Raw genomic sequence first — 14,997 nt, forward strand, 5'->3', positions numbered from 1 at the left:
CACAAGGGTAATACCGCAATGGGTGCAATAGAAAAGCTTATAACGACCGTCTCGACCAAGGGACAAGTCATCCTGCCCAGCGCTATCCGCAAACGGAGGGACTGGGGCGCGGGCACGCGCCTGCAGGTCGAAGACACACCGGACGGTGTACTTTTGAGACCGGCGCCTGCCTTTGCCCCGACACGACCAGAAGATGTCTTTGGTGTCCTGCCGCACAGTGGCAGACCGAAGACCTTGGAGGAGATGGACGCGGCCGTCCTTGCTGAAGCACGGCGGCGCCATGCTCGCGATTGATACCAACGTTGTCGTCAGGTATCTAACGAACGACGATCCCGAGCAGTCCCCGCGAGCCCGGCGGCTGATCGACGGTCAGCCCGTTTTCGTCGCCGTCACGGTGATCCTGGAGGCTGAGTGGGTGCTGCGCAGCGGCTATGGTTATGATCAGGCCTCGATCGTCAATGCACTGCGGGTGTTCGGCGGGCTTCCCACTGTCGAGATAGAGGATGCTGCGATGGTCTCTTCCGCGGTCGATCTAGCCGAGACGGGAATGGATTTCGCCGATGCGCTCCATCTGGGCAAGTCCTCGCACTGCTCAGCATTTGTGTCCTTCGACCGTAAGTTCATCAAGGCCGCACAAGCGGCCGGGTACGAAAGCGTTCGCGAAGGCTAGTTTGCCAGCCGGCTACGTCTTGCGGGGGGCGGCAAACTCAAGCACGGCCTTGTGAAAATCGGCGGATTAACGTCGCCGTTTCGGCTTCTCCAGCAGCGCCACGGCCTCGACATGCGGCGACCACAGGAACTGGTCGATGGGCGTGACGCTCTTCAAGATGTAGCCGCCGTCAATCAGGATGCGCAGGTCTCGTGCCAGCGTCACCGGATTGCAGGAGACGGCGGCGACGAACGGCACATCCGAGCGGGCGATCTGCTTCGACTGGTCCTCGGCGCCGGCGCGCGGCGGGTCGAAGACGACGCCATCGAAAGCATTCAGCTCCTTGAACGTCAGCGGCCGCCGGAACAGGTCGCGGCGTTCGCCGGTTACCCGCTTCAGGCCGGTGGCGAAGCGCGATCCGCGGTCGAGCGCCGAAAGGGCTGCCGCGTCGCCTTCGACCGCGTGGACTTCGGATTTGGCCGCCAGCCGAAGCGCAAAGCTGCCGCAGCCGGCGAAAAGATCCGCGACTTTCCTGGCACGCTTCAGATGTCCGCCAACGAGATCGGCCATCGTCTGTTCGGCGGCTTGCGTTGCCTGCAGGAAGGCGCCAGGCGGTATGGCGACAGCGACGGTGCCGAACATGACCACCGGCTTTTTCGGCTCGATGACAATCTCGTCGTCGATCGAAAGCCGGGCAAAGCCATTGGCCATGATGAAGTTGGAGGCGACCCGGCGCTGGTTCTCGCCCAGCTTGCCCGACTCATAGACAGCGACGTCAAGCCCCGAGCCCGTCACAGTGACCGCCATCCGGAACGATTTGGTGGTGGCGCAAACCAGGTCGGCGACCGACCTCAAGCGATCGAGCGCGGCAACGATCTCCGGCAGCGAGATCGGACATTCCTCGATGGGGATGATTTCCGGCGACAGATGGCGATGGAAGCCAAGCAGCATGCCTGTGTCGGCGCGCCTGGCGGCAAGCACGACGCGGCGGCGTGTGTGTGGCGCACACGGCACCAGGGCGCCGATGTCGCCGGCAATGCCTTTCAAGGCATGCACGACCTTGTCGCGTTTCCATTGCTGGTAAGCGTCGGCTTGCAGATGCTGGACGGCGCAGCCGCCACATTCGGTGAAATGCCGGCAGGCCGGATCGATACGCAGCGGCGACGTCTCCAATACCGCCATCAGCATGGCGCGATCCCTCTCGCGCGCGGCGGTGACGGTCTCGCCGGGCAGGGTGAAGGGAATGAACAGCTCGCCGGTTTCCGTCTCGGCGACGCCGTCGCCCTGCGAACCCAGTCTCTTGATGGTGAAGCCCGTGCTCATCGGTCCTTGGTCCCGGCATCCTTGGTCCCGGCATCCTTGATCCCGGCAAGCAGGAATTCGCGGTTGCCGTCCCCGCCTTCGATCGGCGACATGTGCAAGCCCAATGTACGCCAGCCAGGGACGCCTTCGAGCCATTCCTGCAGCAAGCCGGCCACACGGGCGGCGTCATAAGGGTCTTTCAAAAGACCGCCCTTGCCGATCGCCTCGCGGCCGGCCTCGAATTGCGGCTTGACCAGAAACACCGCACGAGCGCCGTCCCGTGCCAATGCCAACGCCGGTGGCATCGCCAGTTTCAACGAGATGAAGCTTACATCGGAGACGATGAAATCGGGGATACGGCCGCCGAGATCGGCAGCCGCGAGCTCGCGAGCGTTGAGGCCCTCGATAACCGTCACGCGCGGGTCGCCCGCAATGTCGGGATGCATCTGGCCGTGGCCGACATCGATGGCCGTGACATGGGCCGCGCCGCGTTCGAGCAGCACCTGGGTGAAGCCGCCTGTCGAGGCGCCGATATCGAGAGCTTCACTGCCCGCGGGATCGAGACTGAAATGGTCGAGCCCGGCGATCAGCTTCAGCGCCGCGCGTGAGACATAACCCTGCGCCGGGTCGTCGATGACGATGAGACAGCGCGGCAGAACCGTCTGGCCGGGCTTGCGGGCGACCACGCCGTCGACCATCACGGTGCCGCGCTCGACCGCGTCGCGGGCGCGCGAGCGGCTCGCAAACAGGCCGCGCTGGACGAGCAATTCGTCGAGCCGCTGGCGTGTGCTGGCTGGCAGAGGGGAGTTCATCGGCCTTCATGGCGAAAGCCGGCCGCGAAGGCAAGGACATTGGCATGGGAGGACGTCGAGACCCGGGCCGCAAGCCAGTCCGCCCGGTTGAATAGCGCAGCCAGTCCGGCAAGATGTAGAGGCTCAGGCAATGCGGAGGAAGACGAATGCTGACGGGAACCTGCCATTGCGGCGCCGCCCACTGGACGCTGGAAGGCGATCCCGGCCCGATCACGGCCTGCAATTGCACGCTTTGCCGCCGCTATGGCACGCTCTGGGCCTATGACTTTGTCGACGAGCGTATCCGGCTTGCGGGGCCTGTGCAGTCCTACACCCGCGCCGGCAAGGAGACGCCGTCGCTGGAAATCCTGTTTTGCCCGACATGTGCCTGTGTGCTTGCCTGGCGCGGTTTGCGCCGCAGCGACAGCAGCCGCACGCGTATCGCCGTCAATGTCAGGCTGGCACCGCCTGAGGCGGTCGCCGACCTGCCGATCGACCATTTCGACGGGCTGGACACTTATGACGACCTGCCGCGCGATGGGCGCTGCGTGCGCGATATGTGGTTTTAGAAGATCGTCCGTGAGACCTGCCGTTCAACGGCCGGCATCAGGCCGTCGCTTCCGTCATCTGAAGCCTGCTTGCGCGGGCGCTCGACAGCAACGACTGGTGCGTCCGGCACGACGACAAGCTGCGGCACCTGCTTGTAGGAAAAAGCGCCCCTGATATCGCCCATCTTGCGGGCGACGATGCCTGCCACCGCCTGTTCGAGCTTGCGGTCATAGCGCGTCTCGGCCATGGCCGGCGCGGCGATGACGGCCAAAAGGGCCGCGCCGCACAGAAGCGTTCGCATTGTTTTTAACTCCCTGCCTAGAGGCAGTTCTAGCAGGGCGGCGTTGAAAAACGGCCAAAAGAGACGGTAAGCGAAACGCCAAAGAGAAGCGTTAACAAAGTGTTAAGCTTGCACAGGCAACTGCTTCAGCTGCGTGAGGTTTGATTCAGGCGCGCTGCGCGCGCGCGGAATGGCCGAGCGCGACGAACACGGTGCGCACGATGCCGGCCGCGTCGAGCCCGGCATCGGCATACATTTTTTCCGGCTTGGCGTGGTCGGTGAACTCGTCTGGCAGCACCAGCGGCCGAACTTTCAGACCGCTTTCCAGCAAGCCTTCATGGGCGAGGAACTGCAGCACGTGGCTGGCGAAACCGCCGACAGCGCCCTCTTCCACCGTCACCAGCACTTCGTGCGAGCGGGCGAGACGGCGGATCAAATCCTCGTCCAGCGGCTTGGCGAAGCGGGCGTCCGCAACCGTCGTCGAAAGCCCTGCCGCGCCGAGTTCCTCGGCCGCCAGCAGACAGTCCTGCAGTCTTGTGCCAAAGGACAGAAGCGCCACCTTGGTGCCTTCCCTGACGATGCGGCCCTTGCCAATTTCGAGCACCGAGCCGCGCTCCGGCATGTCGACGCCGACGCCATTGCCGCGCGGATAGCGGAAGGCGATCGGGCCTTCGTCATAATAGGCGGCGGTGCGCACCATGTGGCGAAGCTCCGCCTCGTCGGCGGCCGCCATCACCACGAAGCCCGGCAGCGTCGCCAGGAAGGTGGTGTCGAAGGCGCCGCAATGAGTGGCGCCGTCGGCGCCGACGAAACCGGCGCGGTCGATCGGGAAACGCACCGGCAGTTTCTGGATCGCCACATCATGGACGACCTGATCGTAGGCGCGCTGCAGGAAGGTCGAATAGATGGCGGCGAAGGGCTTGTAGCCCTCGCTGGCGAGGCCGGCGGCGAAGGTCACGGCATGTTGCTCGGCAATGCCGACATCGAAGGTCCGGGTCGGAAACGCTTCGCCGAACAAATCGAGGCCGGTGCCGTTCGGCATGGCGGCGGTGACGGCGACGATACGTTCGTCCAGGCGGGCTTCCTGGACCAGGCTTTCGGCAAACACCTTGGTGTAGGCCGGCGCATTGGCCGGGGCCTTGGTCTGCGCGCCGGTGATGACGTCGAACTTGTTCACGCCATGATATTTGTCGGCCGCAGCCTCGGCCGGCGCGTAGCCCTTGCCCTTCTGGGTCACGACATGGATCAGCACCGGACCGTCGGCATGGTCGCGGACGTTCTTCAGCACCGGGATCAGATGCTCGAGATTGTGGCCGTCGATCGGGCCGATATGGTAGAAGCCAAGCTCCTCGAACAGCGTGCCGCCGGTGACGTAGCCGCGCGCATGCTCGACCGCCCGCTTGATGGCGCGATCGGCACGCTTGCCGAGATAGGAGGTCAGTTTCTTGCCGAAGTCGCGCAGGCCAAGATAGGTCTTGCCAGAGGCAAGCCGCGCCAGATAGGCGCTCATGGCGCCGGTCGGCGGCGCGATCGACATGTCGTTGTCGTTGAGAATGACGATCAGGCGAGCATCGAGCGCGCCGGCATTGTTCATGGCTTCATAGGCCATGCCGGCAGACATGGCGCCGTCGCCAATGACGGCAATGACATTGTTGTGGCCGCCGGAGAGGTCGCGCGCCATGGCCATGCCGAGGCCAGCGGAAATGGAGGTCGAGGAGTGCGCGGCGCCGAACGGGTCGTATTCGCTCTCGGCGCGACGGGTGAAGCCGGACAGGCCGCCCTCCTGGCGCAGCGTGCGGATGCGGTCGCGGCGGCCGGTCAGGATCTTGTGCGGATAGGCCTGGTGGCCGACATCCCAGATCACGCGGTCTTCCGGCGTGTTGAAGACATAGTGCAGCGCCACCGTCAGTTCGACGACACCGAGGCCGGCGCCGAGATGCCCGCCCGTATGCGAGACGGCATCGATCAGCTCGGCGCGCAGCTCCGAGGCCAGCTGCGGCAGCTCGCTTTCGTCAAGCTTCTTCAGGTCGGCTGGAATGCGGACCTTGTCGAGAAGCGGCGTATGCAGCGTTGCGTTCACTGGTAAAGGGCCTGCTCAGCTATGATGCGCGTCGATCATGGCGAAATATGCCTGCGTCGCCGGAATGTAAATGCGTGTCAGTGACGCGGGTGATGCTGACGTTAATTGTCCGGTAACGGAATGAACTCTTCCTCGTCTCCGGGAACGATATCGAAGCGGCCCGTCTTCCATTCCTGCTTGGCCTGTTCGATGCGTTCCTTCGACGACGAGACGAAGTTCCACCAGATGTGGCGCGGGGAGCCGAGCGAAGCGCCGCCGAAGAGCATGAAATGGGCGCCGCGCTCGGACGACACGACGATCTCGTCGCCAGGCCGGAACACCAGCAGCCGTTCGGCCGGAAAACGGTCGCCCGAGATTGAGACATCGCCGTCCAGCGTGTAGATGGCGCGTTCCTCGGCGTCGGCGGGAATTTTGACGCTGGCGCCGGGCGCCAGCCTCAGATCGGCGTAGAGCGTCTCGGTGTCGGCTCTTACCGGCGAGCGCAGTCCCTGGAAATCGCCGATCACCACGCGGCCGGAAACACCTTCGGCGTCGATCTCGGGCAGAAGGAGCGCGGCCGTGTTCTCGAACACCGGCGCCACTTCCTCCTTGCCGTCGGGCAAAGCCAGCCATGTCTGCAGGCCGGAGACCGACATCGGCGCGCCGCGCAGTTCTTCGGGCGTGCGCTCGGAATGGACAATGCCGCGGCCGGCGGTCATCAAATTCACGTCGCCGGGCTGGATGACCATCTCGGTGCCGAGCGAATCGCGGTGCCTGATATTGCCGTCGAACAGATAGGTGACGGTGGAAAGCCCGATATGCGGGTGCGGGCGCACATCCATCGCCTGCCCGGCGCGCAAGATGGCCGGCCCCATGCGGTCGAAGAAGATGAAGGGACCAACCAGCCGCCGCTTTGCCGTCGGCAGAGCGCGGCGAACCTGGAAGCCGCCAATGTCCTTGGCGTTTGGAATGACCATGAGCTCGATCTGGTCGCTGGCGAAGGCATCGCCAGGCTCAGGGTCCTTGCCGGGGAAGAAACTCATCTGGATGTCCTCAGGCGAAGCGGAGCGCCGATTTGGCTTTTGCCTTGGCCGCCACCTCTTCACGATTGCGCGGATGATGCGTGGTTTCCAGCGAATGCAGCAATTCATGCGCCGATTCGGCGATCGCCTCGACGGCACGGTCGAAGGCTGCCTGGTTGCGCTGCGAGGGGCGCGTCGTTCCGCTCAGTTTGCGCACGAATTGAAGGGCGGCGTCGCGGATCTCGTCATGGGTCGCCGGCGGCTCGAAATTGAACAGGGTCTTGATGTTTCTGCACATGCTTGAACTCCTATCTGCTTTATGCCCGCCCCATTCCACTACTCCGCGTCGAGCGGCTCCGTTCCCACCGGTTTGCCATCACGCGACAGCCTGATCTTCTCGACCTTGTCTTCGGCCGCCTTCAGCAGCCGGTCGCAATGGGCCTTCAGCGCCTCGCCGCGCTCATAGATCTTGATCGATTGGTCGAGCGGCACGTCGCCGCGTTCCAGATCATCGACGATCTTTTCCAGCGCGTCGAGTGCCTGCTCGAAGCTCATCGCCTTCACGTCTTCATTTGCTTCGCCAGCCATACTTTACCCCTTCATCAGCCGCCCGACATGGGCGGCGACCGAAAATGCCAGTCCCTGCAGATCGTAGCCGCCCTCAAGCAGGCTGACGAGCCGGTTGCCGCTGTGGCGCCCGGCGCGTTCCAGCAACTGGCCTGTCGCCCAGTCGAAATCGTCCTCGCTGAGGTTGATCTCGGCCAGCGGGTCGCGATGGTGAGCGTCGAAGCCTGCGGAAATGATGATCAGATCGGGCGCGAAATTGTCGAGTGCCGGAAGGACGCGCGACAGCAAGGCATCGCGAAACATGTCCGAGCCGGTCTGCGGCGCCAGCGGCGCGTTGACGATGTTGCCGGCGCCGGTTTCGCTCTTGGCGCCGGTGCCGGGATAGAGCGGCATCTGGTGCGTCGAACAATAGAGCACCGAGGGATCGTCCCAGAAGATGTCCTGCGTGCCGTTGCCGTGATGGACATCCCAATCGACGATAGCGACGCGCTCGGCGCCGTGTTTCTTTTGCGCATAACGCGCGGCAATCGCCGCGGTGTTGAACAGGCAAAAGCCCATCGCCGTGGTCTTTTCGGCGTGGTGGCCGGGCGGACGTGAGGCGACGAAGGCATTGGCGACGCGGCCCTCGAAGACGTCGTCGACAGCGGCGTTGGCGGCACCGATGGCGGTCACCACCGCCTGCCAGCTTTTCGGGCTGGCGCTGGTGTCGGCGTCGATCGAGGCAATGCCGCTTTCAGGGATCGCGGCGCGGACGCGGGCGACGAAATCCTCGGGGTGGGCGTAGAGGATTGTGGCCTCGTCGCCTTGCGGCGCCGTTACCCGATCGAGTGCGGTGAAGGCCTCGTCGTCGAGCACGCGCTCGATAGCGCGCAAGCGGTCCGGCCGCTCCGGATGACCGGGGGGCGTCAGATGTTCGAGGAAGATCGGATGGGTGTAGAGCCTGGTGACCATGACCCGATATAGGCGCGCCCGGCCGCTTTGACCATGGTTTGACGCCTCACCGCCCCGACGTTCAACAGGGATTACACCCCGGGCGCCGGCTGCGTCCAGCGCGAGCCGCCGAAGGAGGCCAGCGCCTTATCCCTGAGTTCCCTGAACTTGGACGACCCCTCGGCCAGCCGCTGGTCCCATTCGGCGTTCGGCACCTGGCCTTCGATGGTCTTGAAATAGACCTGCATCAGGCAGGCTATGGCGAAGGGTTCGATGAAGGCCGCCTTGAAGGCCCAGGCAAGGAGGATGGCGAGCACGAAGGCCCAGCCGCCGAGCTGCCCCGGAATGAACCACATGATGGCGGCGGCCGGCGCCAGCATCAAAAGGAAGATGACGAAGGACACACCCCACATGATGACCGCCAGCCAGACGGCGTTCTTGACCATGGTCTTGCCGTTCTGGGCATAGAGCACGACGCCTTGCCGGGCGGTTTCGAAGGGCGACGACGAGTTGATACGGATGTTGTAGCCGAGGATGATCTCGTCAACATAGGTCAGCGACAGGCGGATGACCGTATTGATGAAAGCGACCAGGCCGCCGAGGCCCGGAATGGGCAGGAAGGCGGCGATGCCGCCGATCAGGCCGGTGATGGCGCGGATGGCGCCCTTGACCAGCTGGTCGACCACGAAAAGGATGTTGGCCTCGGCGAAACGTTCCTTCACCACCTCCTTGGCGTAGGCGATCTGGTCCTGGCCATTGGGAATCTCGCGGCCATCGATCAGATGGACCATGACGGCGATATGGCCGGCCTTGACGACATAGAGGATGTATTCGCGGATCCAGTACAGCGCGATCGAAACGACGCCGATGCCGACGATGCCGCCCCAGAGCGCAAAGGACAGCGGCCCGTCGGGATCGGTGGAGACATGGCCGACGCCATAGCCGACGGAGGCGCCGCTGCCGGTCGCCACGATATAGGCGAGCGTGATGCCGAAATAGATGATCATGCGAAGGGCAATGAAAGGCCATGTCCTGATCATGATGGACACCGACCTGCCGATTTCGAAATCCCACATGCGCCCGAATCTCCCCTCAGAGATGGACGGCGAGGATGAACCCGGGCCGGGAATTGTCAATCTCGGCAATGCCGGGGATCGGCTGGCGAGATTTCAGACCGGCTGCGAGTCCTGCTTTTTAAGCAAGCCTTCAAGCAACTGCTGGAAGGCCGCCACCACGGTCTTCGACGTGGCTTCGGGGTCGTTCGAATTGGCGATGCGCTGTGCCGCCTGGCTGCTGGCGCCGTTGATTAGTCTTGCGGCGGTTTCCGGGTCGACGCCGGGGACGACCACCCCCTCCTGCTGCAGCCTGGTCAGATGATCGGTCATTGAACCGACGCAGGCATTGGCATTCGGCCATTGCGCCGGATCGCCGAGCACAGCCGGACCGTCGCGAAACATGATGCGCTGGATTTCCGGCTCCAGCGCCATCTCGATATAGGTCGTGCATTCGTCGACGAAACGCTGCCAGCGGCTTGGCGCCCGCGACGCAATCTCATGGATGCGGACGGCCATCTCGCCATCGATTTCGGCGATGACGGCCTGCAGCAGGCCCTTCTTGTCGCCGAAATGATGATAGAGCGCACCGCGCGTCAGCCCGGCCGAGGCGGTGAAGTCGTCCATCGACGCGTCGGCATAGCCGATCGTGCCGAAAGCGTGGCGGGCCGCCGTGATCAGCTTGGCGCGCGTTTCGGCAATCATCTCCTTGCGGGGTCTGTGCATGGTTCTGGCCTTATTCACATACGCTTCGTATGCCAATTGACATACGTGGCGTATCGACTACCTATATTCATACGCATCGTATGTAATTGTCGAATTGGCCTTTGTCGAGGAACCAGCCATGCAAAACCCATACTCGGAAATCTTTCGTGCCCCTGGAGCCAAGGGGTTTGCCGCCGCGGGCTTCCTCGCGCGGCTGCCGATCGCCATGGCGCCGATCGGCATCGTGGCCATGCTCTCGCAGACGCGTGGCGAATACTGGCTGGCGGGAGCTGTCTCGGCGACGTTCGCGCTGAGCAACGCTTTCGTGGCGCCGCAGATATCACGGCTGGTCGATCGCCTCGGCCAGACGCGGATCGTGATTCCGACCACCATCCTCACCGTGCTCGCCTTCGCGGTGCTGATTGCCGCAGCCAATCAGGACTGGCCGGTGTGGACGCTGTTTGTGTCGGCACTGGCGGCCGCCGCCATGCCCAGCATGCCGGCGATGGTGCGCGCGCGCTGGACCGAGATTTTTCGCGGCCGGCCGCAGATGAACACCGCATTCGCCTTCGAATCGGCGGCGGACGAACTCGTCTACATTGCAGGCGCATCGCTGTCGGTGGGCTTGAGTGCCGCTCTGTTCCCGGAAGCCGGTGTCCTGGTCAGCACGCTATTCCTCGCCCTTGGCTCGGCAGCCTTCATCCTGCAGCGTTCGACCGAACCACAAGTGCGGCCGGTGGACCATGTCTCGAGCGGCTCGGCAATCCGGCTCAGGCCGGTGCAGATCATCACCTTCGCCCTGATCTTCGTCGGCGCCACCTTCGCGACGACGGAAGTGACCACGGTGGCGATCACCAAGGAACTCGGCCAGCCGGGCGCCGCCAGCCTCGTCATCGGCGTCTATGCGCTGGGATCGTTCGTGCTCGGCCTCGTCGTCGGTGCGCTCAACCTGAAAGCGGCGCTGCAGCGCCAGTTGGCCCTCGCGGTCGCCCTCGTCGCGCTCGGCACGCTGCTGCCGCTCACCGCCGACACGGTGCCGCTGCTGGCGCTGACCGTTTTCATCAGCGGCGTGGCGATCTCGCCGACCTTCATCACCGCCTTCGGCCTGATCGAGCGGCACGTGCCGGAAGCGATGCTGACCGAAGGCATCACCTGGGTGATGACCGGCATCGGCATCGGCATGGCGCTCGGGTCGTTTGCCGCCGGCGCGGTGGTGGATGAGTTCGGCGCCAGGAACGGGTTCTGGGTCTCGGTGGCGGCCGGCGTCATCGCATTGGTCACGGTGTTGCTGGGCCAGCGCAGCCTGGCCACCCACACATGCGAGCTGGACGGATGCGACGCTGCCGCCGTTCCCGCGGAGTGAGGATAGGCCTGACGTTGGCTTTGGAGACCACCGCAAACGTTCGGAATTAGGTGAGGCCTCTGGCGTCGTCATCCACGGGCGAAGCGGGAGCGAAGCGGACGCGCAGACCCGAGGAGCCATTCCGTTACCGTAGGGTGCAGCGGAGCAGAATTCTGCACCGTTGCAACGCGTCGAAGTCGCGGCATGGATCCTATGGTCTGCGCCGCGTCGCTTCGCTCCTTGCTTCGCCATAGGATGACGAACGCGTGGAGGCTTCAGCAAATCGCAGAAGCAGGCGACCTGCCCGCGCAATTTTTTCGGCAGCGTCGCTCTTGCGCGACGAACTAGATAATCTCGGTCTTGGCGATATGTATGCCAAAGCCTTCAAGCCCGACATAGTGGCGCTCGCGCGAGGCGATCAGGTTGATCGAGGAAATGCCGAGGTCCTTCAGGATCTGGGCGCCGAGGCCGATTTCTCGCCACTCGTTCTCACGGCGGCGGGCCTCTTCGTGGTCCTCACGGTCGGCACTCATCGGCCGGTTGCGCTCCTGATGGGCGACGCCGACCGAACCCTCCCGGAGATAGACGATGACGCCGCGCTTGCGTTCGCCCATCGCCTTCATAATGGCGTCGAGCCGGTGGCTGGTGCCGAACACGTCGGTCACCACATCCTCCGAATGCAGCCGCACCGGCACGTCCTCGCCGTCACGGATGTCGCCGAAAACGACCGCGACATGGTGCATGGAATCCCAGGGCAGCGTGTAGGTGAAGACCTGTGCCTTGCCGCCGAGTGTGTCGATTTCGGAGCAGGCGACGCGTTCGACCAGCGTTTCCTTGCGCTGCCGGTAGGCGATGAGGTCGGCGACCGAAACCTGCTTGAGGCCATGTTCCTCGGCAAAGCTCGCCACCTGCGGGCCGCGCTTGACGGTGCCGTCGTCATTGACCAACTCCGAGATCACGCCAACCGGCGGCAGGCCGGCAAGTTTGCACAAATCAACCGCGGCTTCGGTATGGCCCGAACGCATCAGCACGCCGCCTTCCCTAGCGATCAGCGGGAAGATGTGGCCGGGCCGGACGAAATCCGAACCGCCGACATTGCCGTTGGCCAGGTTGCGCACGGTCAGCGTGCGGTCCTCGGCCGAAATGCCGGTGGTGGTGCCATGCTTGAAATCGACGCTGACGGTAAAGGCCGTGGTGTGGGCGGAATCATTGTCGGCGACCATCGGCTGCAGATTGAGCCGCTTGGCCTCCTCGCGCGGCATCGGCGTGCAGACGATGCCGGAGGTGTGACGGATGATGAAGGCCATTTTCTCCGGGCTGCAATGCACGGCGGCAACGATCAGGTCGCCCTCGTTCTCACGCCCGTCATCGTCCATGACGACGACGATCTCGCCGCGTTCGAAGGCGCGGATGGCTTCGACGATTTTCTTCTGATCGTATGGCATTGGCTCGCTTCGCTCGCAGGGAATAGGGGTTGGGCAGTAGGAGTTAGGGAAGGAAGGACGGGCTGGCCTATTGCCTAATCCCTACTGCCTAATCCCTGGCCTGTCTGTCCCCGGTGCCGCAGATAATGGTCCGCGATGGCGCAGGCAACCATGGCTTCGCCTATCGGCACGGCACGGATGCCGACGCAGGGATCGTGGCGGCCCTTGGTCATGACGTCGACGTCGTTGCCGTCCTTGTCGATGGATTTGCGCGGCGTCAGGATCGACGAGGTCGGCTTGACGGCGAACCGGGCGACGATCGCCTGGCCGGTCGAGATGCCGCCCAGAATGCCGCCGGCATTGTTGGACAGGAAGACCGGCTTGCCGTCATTGCCGATGCGCATCTCGTCGGCATTCTGTTCGCCGGTGATGCGCGCGGCCTCGAAGCCGTTGCCGATCTCGACGCCCTTGACGGCGTTGATCGACATCAGGCCGGACGCGATGTCCTGGTCGAGCTTGGCATAGATCGGCGCGCCAAGGCCGGCTGGCACGCCGTCGGCGATGATTTCAATAACCGCGCCCACCGAGGAGCCGGATTTGCGGATGCCGTCGAGATAGCTGGTGAAGACCGGAACCGAGGCCGGATCGGGGGTGAAGAACGGGTTTTCGGCGTCACCGATGAAATTCCAGTTCCAGTTGGCGCGGTCGATGGATTTCTCGCCCATCGAGACCAGTGCGCCGCGCACCACCATTCCGGGCACCACCTTGCGCGCCAAGGCGCCGGCCGCCACGCGAGCGGCGGTCTCACGGGCCGAAGAACGGCCGCCGCCGCGATGGTCGCGCAGACCGTATTTGACGTCATAGGTGTAGTCCGCATGGCCGGGGCGGTACTGGCGGGCGATCTCGCCATAGTCCTTGGAGCGCTGGTCGACATTCTCGATCAGCATCGAGACGGGCGTGCCGGTGGTGATCATCGTCTCGCCGTTCTCGTCGAGGATGAAGCCGGACAGCACCTTCACCTCGTCCGGTTCGCGGCGCTGCGTCACAAAACGTGACTGGCCGGGGCGGCGCTTGTCGAGTTCGGCCTGGATTTCGGCCCGTGTGAAGCGGATGCCGGGCGGGCAGCCGTCGACGACACAGCCGAGCGACGGGCCATGGCTTTCGCCCCAGGTGGTGACGCGGAAGAGATGGCCGAACGTGTTGTGAGACATGAATTTTAGCCCTGCCCGGCAGCGGACCGGATCAAAGGTGCGTTCTATTGGCGTTTTCCACAGCGGTCAAACTGTGATCCGGCGGTTTTAGTTTTGACACATTCGGTTGGTTTCTGCTCTCTTCCATCCGCCCGTTGAAAGCTCGCCGCCATCCGTGCAGGCGCAATGACAAAGAGGACGACGATGCGTACCCTGATTGGCGCTGCTGCCGCCATGTTGCTGATTTCCACCGCCGCCTATGCCGGCCAGACCGAAGGCCTGATCAAGAAGGTCGACAAGGACGCGCTGACGCTGACGCTGGAGGACGGCAAGTCCTTCAAGCTCAACGCCGAGACCGATCTCGATTCGCTGAAGCCGGGCATGGATATCGTCATTGCCTATGACGTGACGAATGGCGAGAACGTCGTCACCGATATGGAACTGCCCGACACCGAATAAGACCGACGCCGAACAGGGTCTTGCCGCTCGGCGGAGCCCTGCCCAGATAAACAGGACAGTCGTCCTGTTTATCTGCTCCAACCTAAAGCCAATCCAGACGCCCGTCCTGCAGCCTGAGCACCCGGTCCTGCCGCACTTCCAGGTTTGCCGCTTCGTGTTCGGAAACACCCTTGACCATCCGAAACAGGGTCCGCACGACGCCACCATGCGTGACGCAGACCGTCTGGCGGTCGAGCGCGTCGAACCACGGCTTCACCCGTTCGAGCAGCATCTGGTAGCTTTCGGCGCCCTCGCCCGGCGGCTGGAAATTCCATTTGTTGCGCCGTCGCGCCTTCGCCGAGCCCGGCATTCGCGCATCGAGTTCGGCATAGGTAAAGCCTTGCCAGTCGCCAAAGTGCACCTCGACCAGACGCGGGTCGATGCGGTAGGCATCGGGATCGAGCTGCATCGCCAAGCGCAGCCGCTGCATCGTCTCGCGCGTCCGCTTCATCGGGCTGGCGACAAAGTCGAAATCCTCAGGGTTCTGGATCAGTTCGGCCAGCCGCCGTCCATTGCGGGTCGCCTGCTCGCGGCCGAGCGCGTTGAGATCGGTGTCGGCCTGGCCCTGCAGCCGCGACTCGGCATTCCACTGCGTCTGGCCATGGCGCACGATGTAGACGAGCGGAACCATCAGGTC

The 14,997-nt window shown here is 63.9% G+C and carries 18 protein-coding genes; 5 read left to right on the forward strand and 13 right to left on the reverse strand.

Going from position 1 to position 14,997, the window contains the following annotated elements:
* Nucleotides 1–18 precede the first annotated feature (18 nt).
* A complete protein-coding gene (locus NL532_RS26345; RefSeq protein ID WP_081725433.1) occupies nt 19–294 on the forward strand; it encodes an AbrB/MazE/SpoVT family DNA-binding domain-containing protein in 276 nt (91 codons plus the stop codon).
* Nucleotides 281–670 carry a type II toxin-antitoxin system VapC family toxin gene (locus NL532_RS26350; protein WP_023687145.1) on the forward strand — a complete coding sequence of 130 codons (390 nt, stop codon included), beginning with the start codon at nt 281–283 and terminating at the stop codon, nt 668–670. The genes NL532_RS26345 and NL532_RS26350 overlap by 14 nt, the downstream gene beginning before the upstream one ends.
* 66 nt (nt 671–736) lie before the next feature.
* Here NL532_RS26350 and NL532_RS26355 read toward each other — a convergent pair whose 3' ends face one another.
* Together NL532_RS26355 and NL532_RS26360 are read right to left on the reverse strand one after the other, a co-directional pair.
* Nucleotides 737–1,972, reverse strand: coding sequence for a class I SAM-dependent RNA methyltransferase (locus NL532_RS26355; protein WP_023668426.1), 1,236 nt, complete (start codon nt 1,970–1,972; stop codon nt 737–739).
* Nucleotides 1,969–2,763, reverse strand: coding sequence for a TlyA family RNA methyltransferase (locus tag NL532_RS26360; protein WP_023824247.1), 795 nt, complete (start codon nt 2,761–2,763; stop codon nt 1,969–1,971). Before NL532_RS26360 ends, NL532_RS26355 begins: the two co-directional genes overlap by 4 nt.
* A gap of 146 nt (nt 2,764–2,909) precedes the next feature.
* Between NL532_RS26360 and NL532_RS26365 the strand changes: the two genes are divergently transcribed.
* Nucleotides 2,910–3,311: a GFA family protein gene (locus NL532_RS26365; protein ID WP_023668428.1), complete on the forward strand. Its 402-nt coding sequence runs from the start codon at nt 2,910–2,912 to the stop codon at nt 3,309–3,311.
* Here NL532_RS26365 and NL532_RS26370 read toward each other — a convergent pair.
* From NL532_RS26370 to NL532_RS26405, 8 genes are all read right to left on the reverse strand, one after another.
* A complete protein-coding gene (locus NL532_RS26370) occupies nt 3,308–3,592 on the reverse strand; it encodes a hypothetical protein (protein ID WP_023668429.1) in 285 nt (94 codons plus the stop codon). The genes NL532_RS26365 and NL532_RS26370 overlap by 4 nt on opposite strands.
* A gap of 145 nt (nt 3,593–3,737) precedes the next feature.
* On the reverse strand, nt 3,738–5,651 hold the full coding sequence (gene dxs, locus NL532_RS26375; protein ID WP_023685414.1) for a 1-deoxy-D-xylulose-5-phosphate synthase: 1,914 nt from the start codon (nt 5,649–5,651) through the stop codon (nt 3,738–3,740).
* 101 nt (nt 5,652–5,752) lie between these two features.
* Nucleotides 5,753–6,673: a pirin family protein gene (locus NL532_RS26380; RefSeq protein ID WP_023685413.1), complete on the reverse strand. Its 921-nt coding sequence runs from the start codon at nt 6,671–6,673 to the stop codon at nt 5,753–5,755.
* 10 nt (nt 6,674–6,683) lie between these two features.
* Nucleotides 6,684–6,950, reverse strand: a complete 267-nt coding sequence (locus NL532_RS26385; protein WP_023668432.1) for a DUF2277 domain-containing protein — start codon at nt 6,948–6,950, stop codon at nt 6,684–6,686.
* A 38-nt stretch (nt 6,951–6,988) separates the two neighbouring features.
* The gene (locus tag NL532_RS26390) at nt 6,989–7,240 is read right to left on the reverse strand and encodes an exodeoxyribonuclease VII small subunit (protein ID WP_023668433.1); all 252 of its coding nucleotides are present in this window, start codon (nt 7,238–7,240) and stop codon (nt 6,989–6,991) included.
* 3 nt (nt 7,241–7,243) lie between these two features.
* Nucleotides 7,244–8,170: a histone deacetylase family protein gene (locus NL532_RS26395; RefSeq protein WP_023747548.1), complete on the reverse strand. Its 927-nt coding sequence runs from the start codon at nt 8,168–8,170 to the stop codon at nt 7,244–7,246.
* A 71-nt stretch (nt 8,171–8,241) separates the two neighbouring features.
* Nucleotides 8,242–9,225: a hypothetical protein gene (locus NL532_RS26400; protein ID WP_023830038.1), complete on the reverse strand. Its 984-nt coding sequence runs from the start codon at nt 9,223–9,225 to the stop codon at nt 8,242–8,244.
* Between the two features lie 93 nt (nt 9,226–9,318).
* The gene (locus NL532_RS26405; protein ID WP_023747550.1) at nt 9,319–9,927 is read right to left on the reverse strand and encodes a TetR/AcrR family transcriptional regulator; all 609 of its coding nucleotides are present in this window, start codon (nt 9,925–9,927) and stop codon (nt 9,319–9,321) included.
* A gap of 118 nt (nt 9,928–10,045) precedes the next feature.
* Between NL532_RS26405 and NL532_RS26410 the strand changes: the two genes are divergently transcribed.
* Nucleotides 10,046–11,269 carry an MFS transporter gene (locus NL532_RS26410; protein ID WP_023747551.1) on the forward strand — a complete coding sequence of 408 codons (1,224 nt, stop codon included), beginning with the start codon at nt 10,046–10,048 and terminating at the stop codon, nt 11,267–11,269.
* A gap of 323 nt (nt 11,270–11,592) precedes the next feature.
* Here the strand turns inward: NL532_RS26410 and ribB are convergent, their stop codons facing one another.
* Both ribB and aroC read right to left on the reverse strand, forming a co-directional pair.
* On the reverse strand, nt 11,593–12,693 hold the full coding sequence (ribB, locus tag NL532_RS26415) for a 3,4-dihydroxy-2-butanone-4-phosphate synthase (RefSeq protein ID WP_023668438.1): 1,101 nt from the start codon (nt 12,691–12,693) through the stop codon (nt 11,593–11,595).
* Nucleotides 12,694–12,767: 74 nt separating this feature from the next.
* The gene (aroC, locus tag NL532_RS26420; RefSeq protein ID WP_023830036.1) at nt 12,768–13,883 is read right to left on the reverse strand and encodes a chorismate synthase; all 1,116 of its coding nucleotides are present in this window, start codon (nt 13,881–13,883) and stop codon (nt 12,768–12,770) included.
* Nucleotides 13,884–14,066: 183 nt separating this feature from the next.
* Between aroC and NL532_RS26425 the strand changes: the two genes are divergently transcribed.
* Nucleotides 14,067–14,321, forward strand: a complete 255-nt coding sequence (locus NL532_RS26425) for a DUF1344 domain-containing protein (RefSeq protein ID WP_023685405.1) — start codon at nt 14,067–14,069, stop codon at nt 14,319–14,321.
* A gap of 82 nt (nt 14,322–14,403) precedes the next feature.
* On the opposite strand, the gene NL532_RS26430 is transcribed toward NL532_RS26425, so the two are convergent.
* Nucleotides 14,404–14,991, reverse strand: coding sequence for a histidine phosphatase family protein (locus NL532_RS26430; protein ID WP_023668442.1), 588 nt, complete (start codon nt 14,989–14,991; stop codon nt 14,404–14,406).
* Nucleotides 14,992–14,997: the final 6 nt, after the last annotated feature.

The sequence above is a fragment of the Mesorhizobium sp. C120A genome, assembly GCF_030323105.1.
Taxonomy (GTDB): domain Bacteria; phylum Pseudomonadota; class Alphaproteobacteria; order Rhizobiales; family Rhizobiaceae; genus Mesorhizobium.